Annotated in this window: 18 protein-coding genes; 5 read left to right on the top strand and 13 right to left on the bottom strand. The window is 63.2% G+C overall.

Features of this window, described 5'->3' with window-relative positions; genetic code table 11:
• The first annotated feature begins 574 nt into the window (after positions 1-574).
• Both CQ12_RS14205 and CQ12_RS14200 read left to right on the top strand, forming a co-directional pair.
• Positions 575-832, top strand: a complete 258-nt coding sequence (locus CQ12_RS14205) for a hypothetical protein (RefSeq protein WP_057835928.1) — start codon at positions 575-577, stop codon at positions 830-832.
• Between the two features lie 283 nt (positions 833-1,115).
• Positions 1,116-1,469, top strand: a complete 354-nt coding sequence (locus CQ12_RS14200) for a hypothetical protein (protein ID WP_063799736.1) — start codon at positions 1,116-1,118, stop codon at positions 1,467-1,469.
• Between the two features lie 65 nt (positions 1,470-1,534).
• Here the strand turns inward: CQ12_RS14200 and CQ12_RS14195 are convergent, their stop codons facing one another.
• Positions 1,535-1,942 carry a YybH family protein gene (locus CQ12_RS14195; RefSeq protein WP_057835927.1) on the bottom strand — a complete coding sequence of 136 codons (408 nt, stop codon included), beginning with the start codon at positions 1,940-1,942 and terminating at the stop codon, positions 1,535-1,537.
• A gap of 121 nt (positions 1,943-2,063) precedes the next feature.
• Positions 2,064-3,746, bottom strand: coding sequence for a glutamine--tRNA ligase/YqeY domain fusion protein (locus CQ12_RS14190; protein WP_057835926.1), 1,683 nt, complete (start codon positions 3,744-3,746; stop codon positions 2,064-2,066).
• Positions 3,747-3,889: 143 nt separating this feature from the next.
• Here CQ12_RS14190 and gltX point away from each other — a divergent pair, with 143 nt between their 5' ends.
• The 3 genes from gltX (at position 3,890) to CQ12_RS14175 (ending at position 7,422) form a co-directional block, all read left to right on the top strand.
• Positions 3,890-5,314: a glutamate--tRNA ligase gene (gltX, locus tag CQ12_RS14185; RefSeq protein WP_057835925.1), complete on the top strand. Its 1,425-nt coding sequence runs from the start codon at positions 3,890-3,892 to the stop codon at positions 5,312-5,314.
• 159 nt (positions 5,315-5,473) lie between these two features.
• Positions 5,474-6,778: a citrate synthase gene (gene gltA, locus CQ12_RS14180; protein ID WP_057835924.1), complete on the top strand. Its 1,305-nt coding sequence runs from the start codon at positions 5,474-5,476 to the stop codon at positions 6,776-6,778.
• 281 nt (positions 6,779-7,059) lie between these two features.
• Positions 7,060-7,422, top strand: a complete 363-nt coding sequence (locus CQ12_RS14175) for an SPW repeat domain-containing protein (protein WP_057835923.1) — start codon at positions 7,060-7,062, stop codon at positions 7,420-7,422.
• A 137-nt stretch (positions 7,423-7,559) separates the two neighbouring features.
• Here CQ12_RS14175 and lpxB read toward each other — a convergent pair whose 3' ends face one another.
• The 11 genes from lpxB to CQ12_RS14120 form a co-directional block, all read right to left on the bottom strand.
• A complete protein-coding gene (gene lpxB, locus CQ12_RS14170; protein WP_057835922.1) occupies positions 7,560-8,726 on the bottom strand; it encodes a lipid-A-disaccharide synthase in 1,167 nt (388 codons plus the stop codon).
• A 23-nt stretch (positions 8,727-8,749) separates the two neighbouring features.
• Positions 8,750-9,607 carry an LpxI family protein gene (locus CQ12_RS14165; RefSeq protein WP_057835921.1) on the bottom strand — a complete coding sequence of 286 codons (858 nt, stop codon included), beginning with the start codon at positions 9,605-9,607 and terminating at the stop codon, positions 8,750-8,752.
• Positions 9,608-9,626: 19 nt separating this feature from the next.
• Positions 9,627-10,430 (bottom strand): acyl-ACP--UDP-N-acetylglucosamine O-acyltransferase, encoded by an 804-nt coding sequence (gene lpxA / locus CQ12_RS14160; RefSeq protein ID WP_057835920.1) that lies wholly within the window; start codon positions 10,428-10,430, stop codon positions 9,627-9,629.
• 170 nt (positions 10,431-10,600) lie between these two features.
• The gene (locus CQ12_RS14155) at positions 10,601-10,954 is read right to left on the bottom strand and encodes a hypothetical protein (RefSeq protein WP_057835919.1); all 354 of its coding nucleotides are present in this window, start codon (positions 10,952-10,954) and stop codon (positions 10,601-10,603) included.
• Positions 10,955-11,356: 402 nt separating this feature from the next.
• Complete coding sequence (gene fabZ / locus CQ12_RS14150; protein WP_057835918.1) at positions 11,357-11,815, bottom strand: 3-hydroxyacyl-ACP dehydratase FabZ; 459 nt, start codon at positions 11,813-11,815, stop codon at positions 11,357-11,359.
• The gene (gene lpxD, locus CQ12_RS14145; RefSeq protein WP_057835917.1) at positions 11,815-12,882 is read right to left on the bottom strand and encodes a UDP-3-O-(3-hydroxymyristoyl)glucosamine N-acyltransferase; all 1,068 of its coding nucleotides are present in this window, start codon (positions 12,880-12,882) and stop codon (positions 11,815-11,817) included. The genes fabZ and lpxD overlap by 1 nt, the downstream gene beginning before the upstream one ends.
• Before the next feature lie 127 nt (positions 12,883-13,009).
• Positions 13,010-15,565, bottom strand: coding sequence for an outer membrane protein assembly factor BamA (gene bamA / locus CQ12_RS14140; RefSeq protein ID WP_057835916.1), 2,556 nt, complete (start codon positions 15,563-15,565; stop codon positions 13,010-13,012).
• A gap of 172 nt (positions 15,566-15,737) precedes the next feature.
• Positions 15,738-16,913 carry an RIP metalloprotease RseP gene (gene rseP / locus CQ12_RS14135; RefSeq protein WP_057835915.1) on the bottom strand — a complete coding sequence of 392 codons (1,176 nt, stop codon included), beginning with the start codon at positions 16,911-16,913 and terminating at the stop codon, positions 15,738-15,740.
• A gap of 43 nt (positions 16,914-16,956) precedes the next feature.
• Complete coding sequence (gene dxr / locus CQ12_RS14130; RefSeq protein WP_057835914.1) at positions 16,957-18,180, bottom strand: 1-deoxy-D-xylulose-5-phosphate reductoisomerase; 1,224 nt, start codon at positions 18,178-18,180, stop codon at positions 16,957-16,959.
• Between the two features lie 4 nt (positions 18,181-18,184).
• The gene (locus tag CQ12_RS14125) at positions 18,185-19,033 is read right to left on the bottom strand and encodes a phosphatidate cytidylyltransferase (protein WP_057835913.1); all 849 of its coding nucleotides are present in this window, start codon (positions 19,031-19,033) and stop codon (positions 18,185-18,187) included.
• Positions 19,030-19,785 carry an isoprenyl transferase gene (locus CQ12_RS14120; protein ID WP_057835930.1) on the bottom strand — a complete coding sequence of 252 codons (756 nt, stop codon included), beginning with the start codon at positions 19,783-19,785 and terminating at the stop codon, positions 19,030-19,032. The genes CQ12_RS14125 and CQ12_RS14120 overlap by 4 nt, the downstream gene beginning before the upstream one ends.
• Positions 19,786-19,831: the final 46 nt, after the last annotated feature.

Raw genomic sequence — 19,831 nt, 5'->3', positions numbered from 1 at the left:
CGATGGCGCCAGCCCGCCGATCGGCGCGGCCGCGCGCGGCGGCCAGGTGCCGGCATAGCCCCGCTTCCGGCCCGACGTGTCGCCCTGCTCCGCCACGCGTGCCTACACCTTACGATCTCGTGGAGTTCGGAAGACTACCGGACGGTGTATTCACGCCGCTAGCGGAACGGATGCAGAATCCTGAAGAAACCAGACGCCACGGGAAGTCCCCAACCGGCGGTCGCCCGGAAAGGCAATTCATCCGCGTGGAAAACTGCAATTGAGTCAGCCCAACTGCATTTTCCGACTCGGCAGGACATGCTCTCTGCAAATCAAGGCGGGTTGCGGGGTATGATGTGAGCCAGTTTTCGTGCACCCTTCTGCTTGTGACGGCTCTGATGCTTACGGCATGCTTCGGAGTAGCGGCTTGGCGCCTCTCCGATGACACATCTGACATCACCGGAAGCATCCCGCCGGCATTGATCGACCTGCGCTAGAGATCCCCGACATTCGGCCGAGCAGGCTCGCGCGCGCGTCGTTTCCCTGTACAGTCACCCGGCATGGATCGAGCCAGGTTCTAAGGGGAAATGCGGACATGAAACTTCCGGCCGGCCTTTCATTTGCCATTGCGCTGACTGCCACGATTTCCGCCGCAGAGGCCGCCGAACAATGCCGCTTCATCGAGGCGCGCGCCGAGCGCGAGGCGTGCTATCAGCGCCAGGAGGCGGCGCGGGCGGCCCGGCAAAAGGCGCAAGAGGCACAACAGGCTGCACAGCCAAAGCCCTATGAACCAATGACGTCAGAGGATGCCCAGCTTGCCCGATCGCTGCGGAGCATTTGCCGCGGTTGCTAGATGAGATCTGACGACATGCTGTCGCGACAATGATGCCGCAGCGCCGAACAAGTGCGAGATCGCGCGCGGCGTTCAGATCAGCATCAGCCTGGAAATCGTCGCCCGAACGAATTCATTACGACGCCGTAATGAAAATGCGCCACCTTGCATAAGACGATTGCATCGCGCGCTTATCACAACTGAGTCGCGCGAAATTCATTCGAACGATTTCGCGGATAGGCGATCATGCGCTCGCAGCATTCAGCAATGACGCTGAGTCTGTTCAAAACAGATAGGGAAGAACATGCTCAAGACGCTATTTGGAGCAGCCGCGATGGCTGCCGTAGCCTATGCCGTCGTTCCCGCCTACGCCGCGCAAATGACAGGCTGCAGCGGCGCGAACCTCGAGAAGACCGAATCCGCGACCGAAGCCATGGCCGATGGTCCGGGCAAGTTCACGGCAGAAAGGGAAGTCGCGCAGGCCCAGGAGGCGCTGCTCGGCGGCAACATGCGTTCATGCGCGATGCACCTGTCCAGGGCGGCGCACGCGGACCACGCGCCCTATGGAGGCATGATGATTCAAACTCCGGCCGCGACCACCACTGAAGGCCCATACCATTCGCAATGGAATTGGACACCGCTCAAGCCTGCGCTGTAAATCTGGCTAAAGGGCTGATCGAGCGACGATCGGCCCTTTCAGCCTCTTGTGACGCCTCGCACTAACTAAGTGGCGTCCGCACGCGGTTCGATCAGCGGCGCCTTCGACGACACGTGGTGGCTGACGATCTTCCAGTCGCCATCTTCGCGGACGATCACCCAGGTGATCTTCACCGTCAGCGGCTCGGCGCCCTCTTTCACGAAGAACGACGCCGTGCCGGCGACATTGATCAGGTCGGGAGCCGCCCGCGCGGTCCTGACGTCGGTGAATTGAACGGATGGCAACTGCCACCGCGGCAGGCCCGCGAAATAGGCCTGCACGCCGTCACGACCGCGGTAGAAATTCGGGTTCGAGCCGAAGAAGAACGCGTTCTTCGAATAGAGCAATGCGAGTGCCTCGGCATCCAGCCGGGTGAACGCCGCCGCCCACTTTTTCATGATGCCGGAGACGATATCGTCGGTCGCGTTCTGCATCGATCCATTCCAAATCGCAGAAATCGTAGGGTGGCAAAGCGAGGCGTGCCCACCAACATACCCTCGGCGACAATGGTGGGCACGGCGCAAGCGCGCCTTTGCCCACCCTACACTCCGTTGCTCACCCCTTCCCGCCGACTTCCTTCGCAAACGTATCGCGCAGGCCGATGGTGCGGTTGAACACCGGCCTGCCCGGCGCGGAGTCCTTGTCGCGCACGAAATAGCCCTGCCGTTCGAACTGCATCACCTCGCCGGAATTGTCTGCTGCGACCGACGGCTCGATCCGGGCGTCGTGCAAGACTTCGAGCGATTCCGGATTGAGGTCGGCAGCGAAGTTCGCAGCGCTCGGGCTCGGGTTCGAGAACAGCTGGTTGTAGACGCGGATTTCCGCCGGCACTGAATCCTTCGCGGAAAGCCAGTGCATGGTGGCCTTGACCTTGCGGCCGTCAGGCGCGTTGCCGCCCTTGGTCGCGGGATCGTAGGTGCAGCGCAGTTCGACCACGTCGCCCGCGTCGTTCTTGATGACGCCGGTGCATTTGACGAAATAGGCGTAGCGCAGCCGCACCTCGTTGCCCGGCGACAGGCGGAAGAACTTTTTCGGCGGGTTCTCCATGAAGTCGTCGCGCTCGATATAGAGCTCGCGGCCGAACGAAATTTTTCGCGTGCCGGCGGCCGGATCGTCAGGATGGTTGACCGCCTCGAGTTCTTCGACCTGCCCTTCCGGATAGTTCTCGATCACCACCTTCAACGGCCGCAGCACCGCCATCCGCCGCTGCGCCGATTTATTCAGGTGCTCGCGAATGCAGAATTCCAGCATGCCGACATCGACGACGCTGTTGGCTTTGGCAACGCCGATGCGCTTGACGAATTCGCGCACCGCGGCCGGCGGCACGCCGCGCCGCTTCAGGCCAGCAATGGTCGGCATACGCGGGTCGTCCCAGGCGGAGACGTGGCCGTCGCGAACGAGCTGGGTCAGCACGCGCTTGGACAGCAGCGTGTAGGTCAGGTTCAGCCGGGCGAATTCGTACTGCCGCGGCTTTGACGGCACCGGCAGCTTGTCGAGCAGCCATTCATAGAGCGGCCGATGGTCCTCGAACTCCAGCGTGCAGATCGAATGCGTGATGCCTTCGATAGCGTCGGACTGGCCGTGGGCGTAGTCGTAGCTCGGATAGATCGACCATTTGGTGCCGGTGCGCGGGTGCTCGGCATGCAGGATGCGGTAGAGCACGGGATCGCGCAGGTTGATGTTGCCGGCGGCCATGTCGATCTTCGCCCGCAGCACCCGCGTGCCGTTCGGGAATTCGCCGGCCTTCATGCGACGGAAGAGGTCGAGGTTTTCGTCCACCGGGCGGTCGCGGAACGGCGAGTTCTTGCCGGGTTCCGTCAGCGTGCCACGGTTGACGCGGATTTCCTCCTGCGACTGGTCGTCGACATAGGCGTTGCCGGCCTTGATCAGGCCCTCCGCCCAGTCATAGAGCCGGTCGAAATAGTCGGAGGCGTAATAGAGATCGGTTCCCCAGTCATAGCCGAGCCAGTGCACGTCGGCCTGGATGGAATCGATATATTCCTGCTCTTCCTTGGTCGGGTTGGTGTCATCGAAGCGCAGATGGCACTTGCCGGCAAATTCCTGCGCGATGCCGAAATTGAGGGCAATCGACTTGGCGTGGCCGATATGCAGGTAGCCGTTCGGCTCCGGCGGGAATCGGGTCACGATCCGGCTATGCTTGCTGGAAGAGAGATCGGCCTGGACGATATCGCGGATGAAATCGCGCCCCGCCTCTGCCGCTACCGGTTCTGTGGTCATTCCGAGTTCCTGTTAGGGATTGGCGAACCTTCTGCCAAATTCGCCCCTGTGAGCCAAGTCTACTTTGCGGTGGCAAAGGCTTTAGTTATGCACCGTTCCTGCTATACACCACCGCCAATTCCACACCCCTGCCCCGTCCGGTAATGACTGATCCCGTCGTCACACGCTTCGCCCCCTCGCCCACCGGCTTCCTCCACATCGGGGGCGCCCGCACCGCGCTGTTCAACTGGCTCTATGCCAAAAAGCGCGGCGGCAAGATGCTGCTGCGGATCGAGGACACCGACCGCGAGCGCTCGACCGAGCCAGCTATCGCCGCCATCCTGGACGGGCTGAAATGGCTCGAGCTCGATTGGGACGACGACGTCATCTACCAGTTCAGCCGCGCCGCCCGCCATCGCGAGGTCGCCGAGCAACTGCTGGCCAGCGGCAAGGCTTACCGCTGCTACGCCACCACAGAGGAGCTCACCGCGATGCGCGAAAAGGCGCGCGCCCAGGGCCGCACCCGCCTTTATGACGGCATGTGGCGGGACCGCGACCCGTCCGAAGCGCCGGCCGGCATGAAGCCGACCATCCGCCTGAAGGCGCCGCAGACCGGCGAGACCGTGATCGAGGACCAGGTGCAGGGCCGCGTGGTCTGGCAGAACGAGAACCTCGATGACCTCGTGCTGCTGCGTGGCGACGGCAACCCGACCTACATGCTGGCCGTCGTGGTCGACGACCACGACATGGGCGTCACCCACGTCATCCGCGGCGACGACCATCTGATCAACGCCGCGCGCCAGAAGCAGATCTACGATGCGCTCGGCTGGGACATCCCGAACATGTCCCACATCCCCCTGATCCACGGGCCCGACGGTTCGAAGCTTTCAAAGCGCCACGGCGCGCTCGGCGTCGATGCCTATCGCGCCATGGGCTATCTGCCGGCGGCGCTGCGCAATTATCTGGTCCGGCTGGGCTGGAGCCATGGCGACCAGGAAATCTTCTCGACGCAGGAAATGATCGACGCCTTCGACCTGCCGGCGATCGGGCGCTCCGCGGCGCGGTTCGATTTCGCCAAACTGGAAAACCTCAACGGACATTACATCCGCCAGGCGGACGACCACGCACTGGTGTCCCAGTTCGAGAGCGTGCTGGACTACGTTCCCGAAGGGGCCGAGTTGAAGGCAAAACTCAACGACACCACCCGCGCGCAATTGCTGCGGGCGATGCCGAGCCTGAAGGAGCGCGCCAAGACGCTGATCGAGCTGATCTCAGGCGCCTACTTCATCTTTGCCGACCGTCCACTGCAGGTCGAACCCAAGGCCGCCGCCCTGTTGACGCCGGAGACCCGGGCCCTGATAGGAAAACTCCGGACCGCGCTGGAAGCCGTCACCGACTGGAGTTCGGAGACCACGGAAACCGCCATGCGGAATTTCGCGGAGCAGAACAATCTCAAGCTTGGTGCGGTGGCCCAGCCGCTTCGGGTAGCGCTGACCGGACGTACGACTTCACCGGGAATTTTCGACGTTCTGGCCGTACTGGGGCGGGAGGAATGCCTGGCTCGCCTCGCCGATCAGGCCGCCGGGTAGCCCCTACCTTATGCCGGTTTCGGTCCATCTTGCGGTGCACAGGGCAATAAGCTAACCCATTTGCCGCCGCCTCTAGACAATCCGGCCTCCCTGCTGTGCCCCGAAAAAAGGCACCGGGGTCAGGCGCGGTTTTCGTAACGATTTCATCGGGGATCCACGATGGACGCAAAATCCAGCAATAAAACTGCCACGCTCACGGTAGGCAACAAGACCTACGATTTCCCGATCATCAGCGGCACGGTGGGGCCGGATGTCATCGACATCGCCAAGCTCTATGCCCAGGCCGGGATGTTCACCTACGACCCCGGCTTTACCTCCACCGGCAGCTGCCAGTCGAAGATCACCTATATCGACGGCGACGCCGGCGTGCTGGAATACCGCGGCTACCCGATCGAGCAGCTCGCCGAGCACGGCGACTTCCTGGAGACCTGCTATCTCCTGCTGTACGGGGAATTGCCGACCAAGGCGCAGAAGCTGGATTTCGACCAGCGCGTCACCCGCCACACCATGGTGCACGAGCAGATGGCCCGCTTCTTCCAGGGCTTCCGCCGTGACGCGCATCCGATGGCCGTCATGGTCGGTTGCGTCGGGGCGCTGGCGGCGTTCTATCACGACAGCACCGACATCAACGACCCGCAGCAGCGCATGATCGCGTCAATGCGGATGATCGCAAAGATCCCGACGCTGGCGGCGATGGCCTACAAATACACCGTCGGCCAGCCCTTTATGTATCCGAAGAACTCGCTGTCCTTTGCCGAGAACTTCCTGCACATGTGCTTCGCGGTGCCCTGCGAGGATTACAAGATCAATCCGGTGCTGGCTGACGCGCTCGACAAGATCTTCATCCTGCACGCCGACCACGAGCAGAACGCCTCGACCTCGACGGTGCGTATCGCCGGCTCCTCCGGCGCAAACCCGTTCGCCTGTATCGCCGCCGGCATCGCCTGCCTGTGGGGCCCGGCGCATGGCGGCGCCAACGAAGCTGCGCTCGCGATGCTCGCCGACATCGGCACCGTCGACAAGATCCCCGAGTTCATCAAGAAGGTGAAGGACAAGAACTCGGAAGTCCGCCTGATGGGCTTCGGTCATCGCGTCTACAAGAACTACGATCCGCGCGCCAAGATCATGCAGAAGATGTGTCACGCCGTGCTGGCCGAAACCGGCCATGGCGACGACCCGATGCTGAAGGTGGCGCTGGAGCTGGAAAAGATCGCGCTCTCCGACCAGTATTTCATCGACCGCAAGCTCTATCCGAACGTCGACTTCTACTCGGGCATCACGCTGAAGGCGATGGGCTTCCCGACCTCGATGTTCACCGTGCTGTTCGCGGTCGCCCGCACCGTCGGCTGGATCAGCCAGTGGAGCGAAATGATCGAGGATCCGCAGCAGAAGATCGGCCGTCCGCGCCAGCTCTACACCGGCGTCGCCCGCCGCGACTACGTCGCAATGGACAAGCGGAAGTAAGACCTCGCCATAAGACAGGCTGAAAGCCGGATGCGATCATCGCGTCCGGCTTTTCTGTTGTAGGGTGGGCAAAGCGAAGCGTGCCCAACCATGGCGGATGCGACTTGAGGAGAGATGGTGGGCATGCTTCGCTTTGCCCACCCTACACGCCCTACTAAATCCGCCTCGATCCGCTTGCCGGGCCACCGGCCACCTCGCCAGCCGCGTTGTCGCAGGCTCTAGCGAGCTGAAAAAACCCATACCATGTGCAAAGGGAGGCTTGCGCGGAGGAGGTGAGCTTCATGCGCATTCGACATTGGCAAGACGCCGCCAGCCTGGTGCTGGGCGTCTGGCTGGTCTTGTCGCCGTTTGTCCTCGGCTTCACGGGGGCGGCCACCTGGATCACCGTCGCGCTTGGGTTATGCGTTATCCTGTTTGCCTTGGAGGGGTTCATCATTCCGTCCTATCTGGAGGAATGGGGAGAAATTCTCCTCGGCCTGGCCCTGCTGGCGGCGCCCTGGACGGTTGGCTACGAGACAACATCGGCTACGGTCAACAGTGTGGTGTCAGGTTTGGTCGTGATCTTGTTTGCAGTCTGGGAATTGGCGACCGATCGCGACTTCATCACCTGGTGGCACGATCGCTGGCATCGGACAGCCAACTGACGACAAGGAGGTTGTCTGAAGCCTGGCCTGGAAGGCATCGCTACGACCGTCCATCGGTGACGTCGGGAGCGACAGGTTGTTTCGGCGCGCCGTTGCGGAGCCGCTCGCATCGTCCTCGATGCCTTGGCAACGGCGGCCTAGTCTGGCCGTCTGGCCTGCCACATCGTCGCCAGCACGATGTCGGCGGCGCGCACGCTGGGCGACAGGTTGCCGGTTGACATGATGCCGTCGATCTTGGCGAAGCCCTCGAGCTGCTTGCGGCGCAAGTCGCTGTCGCTCATCACCTCGCGCAAGGCGGCAGCGAGTTTGTCCGGCGTGCAATCTTCCTGAAGGAATTCGGGAATGACGTTCTCGCCGATCACGAGATTGGCAAGGATCACCGAGTTCACCTTGATCGCGCGGCGCAGGATCCAGGCCTCCATTGCGCCGGTGCGGTAGGCCGTCACCATCGGTACGCCCGCCAGCGCGAGTTCGAGCGTCACGGTACCGGACTTGGCGAGTGCCGCGTGCGCGATCCGGAACTTCGCGCGCTTCTCCTGCTCGCCGATCACGACCTGGGGCTGCACCGGCCAGCCCTTCACCGCCTCCACGACCGTCTCCTGCAGATGCGGCATGGTCGGCAGCACCAGTTCGAACGCGGTGCCCTGCTCCTGCAGCCGCGCCACCGTCTGGCCGAACACCGCCATGTGGTGGCGGATTTCGCTGCGGCGGCTGCCCGGCAGCACCAGCAGCACCGGCGGCGATTCCGCCCGCCGCACAGCCTCGTCGGCGTTCGGGCGCAGCGAGGCCAGTTGCTCGGTCAGGGGATGGCCGACATAGCTGCAGGGCGGCCCGCGCAGCCTCTGATAGGCCTCGGGCTCGAACGGCAGCAGCGCCAGCACGTGATCGACATATTTCAGCATCGCCCGCGCCCGGCCCGGCCGCCACGCCCAGACCGAGGGCGACACATAGTCGACGATCGGCAGGGTCGGATCCTTGGCGCGGACGCGCTTGGCGACACGGTGCGTAAAGTCGGGGCTGTCGATGATGACGAGAATATCGGGCGCGGCTTCCGCCACCGCGATCGCGGTCTCCTTGATCAGCCCGAGGATCTTCGGCAATTCCTTGACGACGGCGGCAAGCCCGATGATCGAGAGTTCTTCGATCGGAAACAGCGACTCCAGGCCTTCGCGCGCCATCGCGCGGCCGCCGACGCCTTCGAACCGTACCCCATCGCCAAGACGCTGGCGCAGCACCTTCATCAGATTGGCGCCGAGGCGATCGCCGGACTCTTCCGTCGCGATCAGAAAAATCCTCCGCTCCATCCCGGCGGTTGCGCGAGACGGCGTCACGCAGATAGCCCCTGAATGAACAGGCCGGCTTTGTCCGCGGCCTCGATCATGGCTTGCGCATCAGCGGCAATCGTGTGGCCGGCGATCACGGCGATGCCGGCGAGCCCGGCCTTGGCCGTGCCGTCGATGGTCTTGGCGCCCACCGTCGGCAGGTCGAAGCGCAGATCCTGGCCGCTCTTTGGTGCCTTCACCAGCACGCCTCGGCCGGATTTGGCCCTGATACGCCCGGCCTCGCGCAGCCGCGCCACGCGCGCCAGTAGCCCATCGGTGCCCTCGATGTCCTCGACCGCGACCACGTGCCCGTCGATCACGACCACGGCCTGGCCGATGTCGAACGGTCCGAGGGCGCCAAGCACTTGCCGCCCCCTGGCGATATCGGCCATGGCGGCCGGATCGGGCATGGCGCGGGCAATGTTTCCTTCCGGCATCAGGACATCGGGTGCGACATCCTTGATGCCGACCATCCGAAAGCCCTCCTGTTCGAGGAGGCGGCCGATCCCCGACAGCAGATGATCGTCGCCGCCGCGAAACGCCGCCAGGACATGACCGATGACGCGCAGCGTTCCCCAGTCCAGCCGGATTTCCGACAGCGCCGGGCGCAGCAGCGTGCCGATGAAGATCAGATCGCGGCAGCCTTCGCTGCGGAACAGTTTTGTCGCGCGGCCGAACTGTCCAACTGAAATCCAGTGATGGCGGAAGCGTTCGACCCGACCCGGATCGCAGGCGCCGCGCAGCGCGAACAGCACCGGTGCGATCCCCCGTGCCTCAAGCGAATCCGCCACCGCAAACGGCATTGCGCCGCCGCCTGCGATGACGCCGACCGGCGATGAGATGTCGGAGGCCGCTGAGATCATGGCTGCGGCGATCCTGTCGTCACTGCTTGTGGCCGTCGTCGGTGGGAAGGCACAACGCGCGGTGTTTACCCTGCTCGATGAAGGCGAGGATTTCTGCGATCGCCGGGTCCTCGCCGGCAAGCGGCTGCACCGCGTTCAGCCGCTCGGCAAAGATGCCGGGGCCGTGAAACAGCTTCTGGTAGAACGAGCGCACCTTGGCCAGCCGCTCCTTGGTGAACTTGCGGCGCTTCATGCCGATGATGTTGAGGCCTTCGAGCGCGGCATACTGGCCGTTGACGAGGCCGAACGGAATGATGTCGCCCCGTACGCCGCAGACGCCACCGACCATTACCTGCGGCCCGATCCGCGTGAACTGGTGCACGGCGGACAACCCGCCGATGAAAACGAAATCGCCGATCTCGCAATGGCCGCCGAGCGTCGCCGAGGTCGCGAAAATCACGTCATTGCCGACCTGGCAATCGTGCCCGACATGGCTGCAGTTCATGAAGTAGCCGCGCTCGCCGACCCGCGTCACGCCGCCACCGGCAACCGTGCCGGCGTTCATGGTCGAGGACTCCCGGATGGTGCAGCCCGCACCGATCTCGAGCCTCGTCAGTTCGCCCTTGTAACTCAGCGATTGCGGCGGCGTTCCGAGCGAGACGAACGGATAGATCGTGCAGCCATCGCCGATCATGGTCTGCGCGGTGACGTGCACATGCGCGATCAACTTGCAGTTCGCGCCGATGACGACATGGGGCCCGATGATGCAATAGGGACCGATTGTCGTCCCCTCGCCGATCACAGCGCCATCCTCAACCCGCGCGGTTGGATTGATCGTACCCATCAACTAGCCCAGCCCATCCGTTACACGCGAATATCTCGCGTTTTCCGGTGGTTAGCGCGGCATCCCAAGGCTGTCTAGTGACGTATGGTTACGGCGTGTTGCGAATCGTCGGGTCCGCATATCCAGCGGCCCGGCCGGTTTGCGCCGGACGTCAGAACGACGCTGTGCCGTCAGGTCATGCTGCCCGGCATGAAGCAGCGGATCGATATTCCGAGCGACCCCTTGATCGGCCAAACCATCGTTCGGCCCACGCGGTTCGGCACGGTGATGAGCGCGTCGTCGGGGACGTCGATCCACTGGCCTTCCAGCCGCACGCGATAGTGCCCGTCCTTCGATTCCCAATCGACATCGGCGACGGCCGAGCCGTCGGCATCGGAGCAGCACGGTCCCTTGCCGCTCCTCAGGCTGTCGAACCAGGATTTCAGCGGAGAATTGGCATAACGCCCGTCATCGCGCGCCATGGCGCTTCCGGCGAAAAAGGCGGCTGCACCGATCAGCACTACGGCAGTCCGGAGAAATGTCATGGGGCCATCTCGAGCAAGCGACCTGCCACCGGAGGTTACAAATCCGTCGCGCGAGGTAAGTTCCATACCTTCGCGTGACGACGGCGCGAACGCGCGCGGTGCTGCGCAATCTAGCATCGCTCTTCTGTCGACGATCCGACATTGCAGAGCGTGATGCCTTCTAGTTGCCGGCCTGCGCGATCCAGTCGCTTTCCTGCATGTGCGTGAGCAGGACGGCGACGCAGAAAAATGACCAATACGAAATGATGGATGCAAGCTTGTTCACGGAAGCCTTCGTTGAAAAAGCGTGATCCCATATCGGGCTTATGCGAAAAATTTCATCATCGCCCCCGGCGTGGGCCCACTACCGGCGATTGAACAAAGACATCAGGAAGACGTCGGCTGTGCGGTCGACAAATCCAATCAATCCGTCAGCATCGCGCCGACGTCGGCCTCGGCGACGACGCTGCCATTCACCTTGGCATCGCCGTGAAACCACCACATCGCCTTGCGGCGGCCGATCGAGCGCATGTGATACTCGATGGTGTCGCCGGGCATCACGGGTTTTCGGAATTTGCACTTGTCGATGGTCAGGAAGTAGACCGCCCGCGGCTTCTCGGTGCCCTCGACCGACTTGATGCCGATCACGCCGGCGGTCTGCGCCATCGCCTCGATCATCATCACGCCGGGATAGACCGGCCGCTCGGGGAAATGGCCGAGAAACGGCGGCTCATTGTAGGTGACGTTCTTGATGCCGATGCCGCTGTAGTCGGTCCGGATCTTGATCACCCGGTCGATCAGGAGCATCGGATAGCGGTGCGGGAGCGTCTTGAGGATCTCGTTGATATCCACGAGCTCAAACCTGACCGGTGCTTCCTCCATCACTCCTTCCCCTCGCCCTTTGGATGGGCCGCGCCATCGCGCGCCAGACGTTCAAGCGCCAGCGTCTCCCGGAACCATTGCCTGGTCGGCCGAGCCAGATGACCGCCCCAGCGTTCGTTGGCAGGAATGTCGTCCTTCACTGCACTCATGGCCGCGATCTGTGCCCCATCGCCGATCTTGATGTGGTTGTTAAGCCCCGCTTTGGCGCCGATTGCCACGTTATCTCCGATCGTCAGGCTGCCCGCGAGCCCGATCTGGGCCGCGAGCAGGCAGTGCCTGCCGATGCTCACATTGTGGCCGATCTGGACCTGATTGTCGATTTTGGTCCCCTCACCAATCACCGTATCGCGCAGGCTGCCGCGGTCGATGGTGGTGCTGGCGCCGATCTCGACATCGTTCTGGATCAGGACGCGGCCGGTCTGGGGCACCTTGAGGTGGCCCTCGGGGCCGAAGAAGATGAAGCCGTAGCCGTCCTGGCCGATGCTGCAGCCTGGATGGATCAGGACGTTGTTGCCGATCAGGGCGAACTGGATTGTGGTCCGCGCGCCGACATTGCAGTCGCGGCCGATCTTGACGTCGGCACCGATCACCGCACCGGCGCCGATCACGGTACCCGTACCGATCTCAACCCGCGGGCCGATTACCGCCAGCGGATCGACGATGACGCCGTCCTCGAGATGGGCGGACGGGTCGATGATCGCCGACGGCGCGATGCCGTCGACATCGAACCAGGATTGCGGACGAAGCGCGTCGGCGTGCCATTCGCGCGCCAGCCTCACGAAGGCGCGGAACGGCTGACCTGCCCGCAGCACCGCCACATGGGCCGGCACCTGAGCTTCGAAACGCGGGCTGACCAGGCAGGCGCCGGCCTTGGTCGCCTTGAGTTGATCGGCATATTTGAGGTTGTCGAAAAACGCCAGATGCATGGGACCGGCTTCGTCGAGCGAAGCGAGGCCCCTGATCACATGACCGCCCCGTGCGGGGTCGGCCAATACCGCTCCCGTCAACGTGGCCAGTTCGGCCAGCGTCGAGGAAGGAGGTTGCTTGAAGAATATCGGCTGCGCCATTCCACCCGCCGCAGTCCGGCCGGCCTTCACACCGGAGTGCCGGCTCCGAACAAACGGAGCCGACCTCTCCTCTTATTCCCAGGTGTCCTCGTCTCGCGGACCTTACGTCCGGTCGCTTCAAGACACCTTAGAACGATGTGCCGCCGCCAAACTTGAATTGCTGCACGCGGTCAAACTGACCCTTCGTAAGCGGAACCGCATAGTCGAAGCGCAGCGGACCGAACGGCGAGGCCCAGATGATGCCGACACCCACCGAGCTACGGACCACGTTGCCGTCGTCATACTGCAATCCCAAACAGGTTCCCGCATTGGCATTCGGTGATTGCGTCGGCTTGATACAGCCGGGCACGTTGATCTCACCCGTTGCCGCCCACGACGTCGGCCCCTTGTAGTCCCAAAGTCCGCCGGCGTCGGCATAGACCGAGCCCTTGAGCCCGACTTCCTTCGGCAGGAACCAGAACGGCATCTGCAGTTCGAACGAAGCGCCCCAGTACTTGGTGCCGCCCAGCGCGTCACGCGTGCCGAATGGGTTGATGTCGCGCGGGCCGATGCCGTTCGGTGCGAAACCGCGAACGAGGTTCGGACCCATCTGGAAGTGGTCGAGCATTCGCAGTTCGCTGCCGCCGAACTGGTTCAGCATGCCGCCCTGGAGGTGGATCAGGCCGACGATATCGGCGACCAGCGGGGTGTAGTACTTCGCGTCGATCGCGGACTTGATGTAATTCACGTCGCCGCCGAGGCCGGCGAAGTCCTGTTTCCAGTCGATCAGCAAGCCGTCGGTCGGGTTCTTGTTGTTGTCCAGCGTGTTGTAGTTCAGCGAATAGCCGACCGCTGAAGTCAGCGCCTTGCCGCTCTGCAACTCCCGACGAATCGGCAGCGAAGCTTCGCCATCGCTGTAGCACCACAGGCCGGCACCGGACGTGTCCGTGGCGGTCTGCCCGTTCTCCGTGATCGATCCGCCGTTAGGGGCGCCCACCAGATTCGCATAGGCCGGCGACGGGTTGAACGCGAGCAGCGAGTTCGACGAATTGTTGTTACAGTTGGCCAGCGAGTTCGGCAGCTGGATTTGCTGCTGGTAGATCGAGTAGCGCAACTGCAGCGCAAGATCTTCACGCAGGGTGAAGCCGAGCCGCGGGCTGAAGCCAAGCGTCTTGGTGCCGTAGGCGATATAGCTGTTGGCCAACTGCTCGCGATAAAACAGATCGAGGCCAAGCGCGACGCGATAGTCGAACAGATAGGGGTCGACGAACGACAGCGAACCGCCGCGTGCGTACTGGCCATAGGTCACGGCGGCCTTCGCATACAGGCCGCGGCCGAGGAAGTTGCGTTCGGAAATGCTGACTTCGGCCAGCGCACCGTCCGTGGTCGAGTAGCCGCCCGACACCGAGAAGTCGCCGGTCGACTTCTCTTCGAGATCGACGACCAGGATCACGCGGTCGGTCGACGAGCCGGGCTCGGTCAGGATCTTCACGGACTTGAAGAAGTCGAGGTTCTTCAGCCGGCGCTCGGCGCGATCGACCAGCGCGCGGTTGTAGGCGTCGCCTTCGGACAGGTCGAACTCGCGGCGAATCACGTAGTCGCGGGTGCGGGTGTTGCCGCGAACGTTGATGCGCTCGATATAGGTTCGCGGGCCTTCATCGACGGCGAACACGATCGAAACGGTGTGCGCTTCGAAATTGCGATCACCGCGCGGGCGCACCACGGCGAAGGCGTAGCCGCGTCGCGAGGCCTCGATCTGCATTTCCTCGACGGATTTCTCCAGCGCCTCGGCATTGTAGACCGAGCCGACATTGACGCGCGAGAAGCTGCGCATCGAAGCGGCATCGAGGGTTGGAATCGAGGTCTGGAAGTCGACGGAGGCAACGCGATATTGCTGCCCTTCCTCGATCTTGAAGGTGACGAGGAAACCCTTCTTGTCGGGATCGTACTCGGTCAGAGCGGCGATCACCTGCACATCGGCGTAACCGTTCTTGAGATAGAAGCGGCGAATCAGGTCGCGATCAGCCTCGACCCGGTCCGGATCGTAGACGTCGGCGCCACCGAGGAAGCTCAGCAGGTTCGATTCGCGGGTCTTGATGACGTCCTTCAGGCGATAGGACGAATAGGCGACGTTGCCGACGAACTCGATCGACCTGACGCCGGTCTTGGTACCCTCGGTGATGGTGAAGATCAGATCGACGCGGTTATTCGGCTGCTCGATGATTTCAGGAGTCACACGTACGTCGTAGCGGCCGGAGCGCCGATAGATTTCAGTGATTCGCTGGGCATCCGACTGAACCATCGGGCGCGAGAACGTGCCGCGCGGCTTGGACTGGATTTCGGCCGAGAGCTGATCGTCCTTGACCTTCTTGTTGCCTTCGAAGGCGATGCGCCCGATCACGGCGTTTTCGACCACGGTCACGACCAGCCGGCCGCCCACCTGGTTGATTCGCACGTCCTGGAACAGGCCGGTCTCGATCAGCGCCTTCAGGCCATCGTCGATCTGGGCCTGCCCGAGGCGGCCGCCGGGACCCGGCTTGAAATAGGAACGGATGGTTTCGACTTCGACACGCCGGTTCCCCTCAACGGCGATCGACGCCACGGTCTGGGCGGCAGCTGGCACAGACACCAGCGCGCCCCCCGGCGCGGCAACCATGATCAGAGCGGCCAGCAGGCCCCCCCGCACTCGCATTCCCAACATCATGCGCAACGCGCCCTCGTCATTCCTATGCCGGCCCGTACCCCTACGAACCGGCAGATTCCCAAGTTGCATTGCTTGTAGCTAATTTCGACAGGGGGGCAAACCAGACTTCACACGGCATTTCCAATTTCATTCCAAGGCGTTGCCAATGGGCAACGTCACAAAAAAGCCGCTACTAGGATCTTCCGAACAGCCCCTTCAGCCACGGCACCTGATGGAAATCATTATAGAAAGCGAACACCATCAGCATCAGCACCAGAACAAGCCCCACGCGGAACCCGTATTCTTGTGACTTTTCGGACAATGGGCGCCCGCGGAGCACCTCGGCCGTGTAGAACATAAGGTGACCGCCATCGAGCAAGGGAACCGGGAACAGGTTCAGCAGCCCGATCGAAATGGACAGCACCGCCGCCAGATGCAGCAGGGGAATCAGCCCCAGCGTGGCCACCTGCCCCGAAATCTGCGCGATCCGAATCGGTCCGCCGATCTGGTCCGCGCTAGCCCGGCCGGTGAAGATGTTGCCGATATAGGAAAGCGTCTGCTCGATAACGAACCAGGTTTCCTTGATTCCGAGCCAGAGTGCGCTCGCCGGATCGACCTTCTCGGTCGTCACTTCGCCCGGCGTGGTTGCGCGGGTGATGCCGAGAATCCCGAGCCGCTGCGTGTTTCCGAACGGATCCTTCACTTCACGCAGTTCCGGCGTGCCCTTCAATTGCAGCGTGGAATCGCCGCGCTTGACGGTGAAGGTCAGGGTGTCGCCGGCGCGCGTGCTAACGAGCCGCTGCATGTCGGAGAAGCTGCCGACCTTCTTGCCGTCGATGGCGGTGACGATGTCGCCGACCTGGAAGCCCGCCCGCTCGGCGGCACTCGCGGCTTCGATCTTGTCGACGCGCGCCGTCGTGCTCGGCTTGCCGAAGAAGGTGAACAGGCAGGTGAAGATGACGATGGCGAGAATGAAATTCGCGATCGGCCCGGCGGCAACGATGGCTGCGCGGGCGCCGACTTTCTTGTGATGGAAGCTGCCGGCCCGCTCTTCATCGCTCATGCGGGCGAGCGATTCGGCCGAGGCCGGCGTCGAGGCTTCCGATTCGTCGCCGAAGAACTTCACATAGCCGCCGAGCGGGATCGCGGAGATCTTCCAGCGGGTGCCATGGCGGTCGTTGAAACCGGCGAGTTCCGGCCCGAAGCCGAGCGAGAACGTCAGCACCTTCACGCCGGCCCACCGGGCGACCAGGAAGTGACCGAGTTCATGGAAGAACACGACGATGGTCAGGACAAACAAAAAGGGGATGATGTAGCCGATGAGCCCGTGGCCCAACGTATTGAAACTGTTTAGAAAAAACTCAATCATCAGGTTCCCCTCGACAAGAGCCAAAGGCTCCGTCCCCAACCCTCTAGGATGCCTTTAAGGCAATTTGAGGCAATAGGGAGGCGGCTCGATTTCGCGCGTTATGGTCAACGGTGATCGCATCGTCAGCCGAGCTCAAAGGCGCAAGGTTCCCGGCGCGAATCCAGTCATTAATGGTGGCCTCGACGAGGCGCGCGATCGACCCGAACTTGATCTTTCCGGCAATGAACGCCGCCACCGCCACCTCATTGGCGGCATTGAATACCGTGGTCGCGCCACGCCCCGTACGTAACGCCTCGTAGGCCAGCCGCAAGCCCGGGAACCGCTCAAAATCCGGCGCCTCGAAGGTGAGCTGGCCGATTTTGGCGAGATCGAGCCTCGCCGACGGACCAACGATTCGCTCGGGCCATCCAAGGCAATGCGCGATCGGGATGCGCATATCAGGCGCGCCGAGCTGCGCAACCACAGAGCGATCGGAGAATTCGACCATGCCGTGGATGATCGACTGGGGATGCACGAGAACGTCGATTTCGTCGGCCGAGAGCGCGAAGAGATAGGAAGCTTCGATGACTTCGAGGCCCTTGTTCATCATCGAGGCCGAATCGATCGTGATCTTCTGGCCCATGCTCCAGTTCGGATGCTTCAAGGCCTGCGCCAGCGTCGCCTGCTCGATGTCGGCCGGCGCCCAGGTGCGGAACGGGCCGCCGGATGCGGTGATGATCACGCGCACCAGCTCTTCGCGATTGCCGGAAGAGAGCGCCTGAAACAGCGCGTTGTGTTCGGAATCCGCCGGCAGAATGCAGGCGCCGGCGTTGGCCGCGCGCTGCATGAAGAAGTCGCCGGCACAAACCAGGCATTCCTTGTTCGCCAATGCGACGGCAGCGCCGCGATCGACTGCCGCGAGCGCCGGCTTCAGTCCGGCAGCACCGCTCACCGCCGCCATTACCCAGTCGGCGGGACGCGCGGCGGCCTCGATAACAGCGCTTTCGCCGGCGCCGCATTCGATGTTCGTGCCGGCCAGCGCGGCCTTCAGTTCGCCAAGGCGCGCGGCGTCAGCGATTGCAGCGAATCGCGCGCCGAATTCCTTTGCGAGCTTGGCCAGCGCTTCGACATTGGAATTCGCGGTCAGCGCCTCGACCTGGTAGCGGTCGCGCGCGCCGCGCAACAAATCCATCGTACTGTCACCGATCGAACCGGTGGCGCCCAGCACCGTGACCGTCCGCGCGGCGGCCAGCGCGGCCTTGTTGTTACGCAATGGAACTGCGCTCATCCTGTCACCAAACCATAAGACCGCGGCCAACGCCATCGGCGCCGCCCCGCAGAAAGCCGAAAACTGCCGCCACGATGACGGCTGCGACAAATCCGTCCAGGCGATCCATTAGTCCGCCGTGGCCGGGAATAATGTGACTTGAGTCCTTTACGCCAAAACGCCGCTTCACGGCGGACTCGAAGAGATCGCCAAGCTGCGAAACCACCGAAAGGACCGCCGCAAGCATCAATAGCGGCCCCATTCTGCCCAGATCGAGCACGGCAAAGGAGATTGCCACGGCGAGGCTGGCGGCAAAACCGCCGATGGCGCCCGCCCAGGTCTTTTTCGGGCTGACGCGCGGCCAGAGCTTCGGCCCGCCAATGCCGCGGCCCGCGAAATAGCCGCCGCTGTCGGTGACCCACACGATCAGCAGCACGAACATCAGGGCGGCAAAGCCCTTCACGGGATCGAGACGCACCAGCACCGAGGCAATTTCGGCCGCCGCTGCGTACAAAAATCCCGCCGCCGCCCAGCTTCGCCGCTCCGGCGCGATGGCCACGACCGCGACGAAACCGACCGCCAGCACGATCAACGCGGCATCGAGCCGGCCAAACGCAAAGCAAAGTCCGGCAATCGCAAGCGCCGCCACGCCCGGCACGATCACACGCATCGCCCCGGCAAGACCAACAATTGCCAGCCATTCCACGAACAGGCCGATCGCCGCCAGCGTCACCAGCGTGGCCCACAGAAAGCCGCCCGCATAGGCGATGGCGACCGCAAGCGGGATCAGCACCACGGCGGCGGCGATGCGCATCACGAGGTTGCGCGAATCGGGGCGGCTTGCTGCCGCCGGCGCGGCCTCGGGCTCGGTCACGATCCGGTTTTCGCGGCCAGACCGCCGAAACGGCGTTCCCGTCTGGCATATTCGGCAATGGCGCTTTCAAGCGCGGCCTTGTCGAAATCCGGCCAGTGGATCGGCACGAACACGAGTTCGCTGTAGGCCGCCTGCCACATCAGGAAGTTCGACAGCCGCTGCTCGCCGCTGGTGCGAATGATCAGGTCGGGATCGGGAATGTCGGGCGCATCGAGATAGCGGCCGAGCGTGTCAGCGTCGATCGATGCCGGATCGCGCTTGCCCTCGGCCACTTCGCGCGCCAGCCGTTGCGCGGCGCCGGCGATTTCCTGGCGCGATCCGTAGTTGAACGCGACCACGAGATTGAGCTTGGTGTTGGCCCGCGTCAGCTCCTCGGCCTCGTTCAACAGCGTGCAGATGTCGGGCTCCAGCCCTTCCCGCTCGCCGATCACACGCACGCGTACGCCGTCGCTGTGGAGCGTCGCCAGATCGTTGCGGATGAAGCGGCGCAGCAGGCCGAACAGGTCGCCGATTTCGGTCGCCGGCCGCGACCAGTTTTCGGAGCTGAACGAAAAGATCGTGAGGTAGAGTACGCCGAGTTCATGGGCGGCGCGAACCACGCGGCGCAGCGCCTCGACGCCGCGGCGATGGCCTTCGGCGCGCGGCAAGCCGCGCGCTGCCGCCCAGCGCCCATTTCCGTCCATGATGATCGCCACATGCAACGGGACGGATCGGTCAGATCCTTCCGTGGCGGGGGCGGCGGCGTTCGGCATCATCAATATTCCAGGACCAGTCTCAACGCTTCAATGTTGCCCTCAA

Origin of the sequence: Bradyrhizobium jicamae (assembly GCF_001440395.1) — a bacterium.
GTDB classification, from domain to species: Bacteria; Pseudomonadota; Alphaproteobacteria; order Rhizobiales; family Xanthobacteraceae; genus Bradyrhizobium; species Bradyrhizobium jicamae.
The sequence above is the reverse complement of the archived record's forward strand: the minus strand, read 5'-3'. Positions and strand labels throughout refer to the sequence as shown.

Excerpts from the sequence above, each read along its gene's own strand:
- lpxB (WP_057835922.1), bottom strand. The coding sequence starts at position 8,726 with ATGGAGCGGAGGATTTTTCTGATCGCGACGGAAGAGTCCGGCGATCGC.
- CQ12_RS14120 (WP_057835930.1), bottom strand. The coding sequence starts at position 19,785 with ATGCCGAACGCCGCCGCCCCCGCCACGGAAGGATCTGACCGATCCGTC.
- CQ12_RS14205 (WP_057835928.1), top strand. The coding sequence starts at position 575 with ATGAAACTTCCGGCCGGCCTTTCATTTGCCATTGCGCTGACTGCCACG.
- lpxA (WP_057835920.1), bottom strand. The coding sequence starts at position 10,430 with ATGGGTACGATCAATCCAACCGCGCGGGTTGAGGATGGCGCTGTGATC.
- dxr (WP_057835914.1), bottom strand. The coding sequence starts at position 18,180 with ATGAGCGCAGTTCCATTGCGTAACAACAAGGCCGCGCTGGCCGCCGCG.
- CQ12_RS14155 (WP_057835919.1), bottom strand. The coding sequence starts at position 10,954 with ATGACATTTCTCCGGACTGCCGTAGTGCTGATCGGTGCAGCCGCCTTT.
- fabZ (WP_057835918.1), bottom strand. The coding sequence starts at position 11,815 with ATGGAGGAAGCACCGGTCAGGTTTGAGCTCGTGGATATCAACGAGATC.
- rseP (WP_057835915.1), bottom strand. The coding sequence starts at position 16,913 with ATGATTGAGTTTTTTCTAAACAGTTTCAATACGTTGGGCCACGGGCTC.
- bamA (WP_057835916.1), bottom strand. The coding sequence starts at position 15,565 with ATGATGTTGGGAATGCGAGTGCGGGGGGGCCTGCTGGCCGCTCTGATC.
- lpxD (WP_057835917.1), bottom strand. The coding sequence starts at position 12,882 with ATGGCGCAGCCGATATTCTTCAAGCAACCTCCTTCCTCGACGCTGGCC.
- CQ12_RS14200 (WP_063799736.1), top strand. The coding sequence starts at position 1,116 with ATGCTCAAGACGCTATTTGGAGCAGCCGCGATGGCTGCCGTAGCCTAT.
- CQ12_RS14195 (WP_057835927.1), bottom strand. The coding sequence starts at position 1,942 with ATGCAGAACGCGACCGACGATATCGTCTCCGGCATCATGAAAAAGTGG.
- CQ12_RS14175 (WP_057835923.1), top strand. The coding sequence starts at position 7,060 with ATGCGCATTCGACATTGGCAAGACGCCGCCAGCCTGGTGCTGGGCGTC.
- CQ12_RS14190 (WP_057835926.1), bottom strand. The coding sequence starts at position 3,746 with ATGACCACAGAACCGGTAGCGGCAGAGGCGGGGCGCGATTTCATCCGC.
- gltX (WP_057835925.1), top strand. The coding sequence starts at position 3,890 with ATGACTGATCCCGTCGTCACACGCTTCGCCCCCTCGCCCACCGGCTTC.
- CQ12_RS14165 (WP_057835921.1), bottom strand. The coding sequence starts at position 9,607 with ATGATCTCAGCGGCCTCCGACATCTCATCGCCGGTCGGCGTCATCGCA.
- gltA (WP_057835924.1), top strand. The coding sequence starts at position 5,474 with ATGGACGCAAAATCCAGCAATAAAACTGCCACGCTCACGGTAGGCAAC.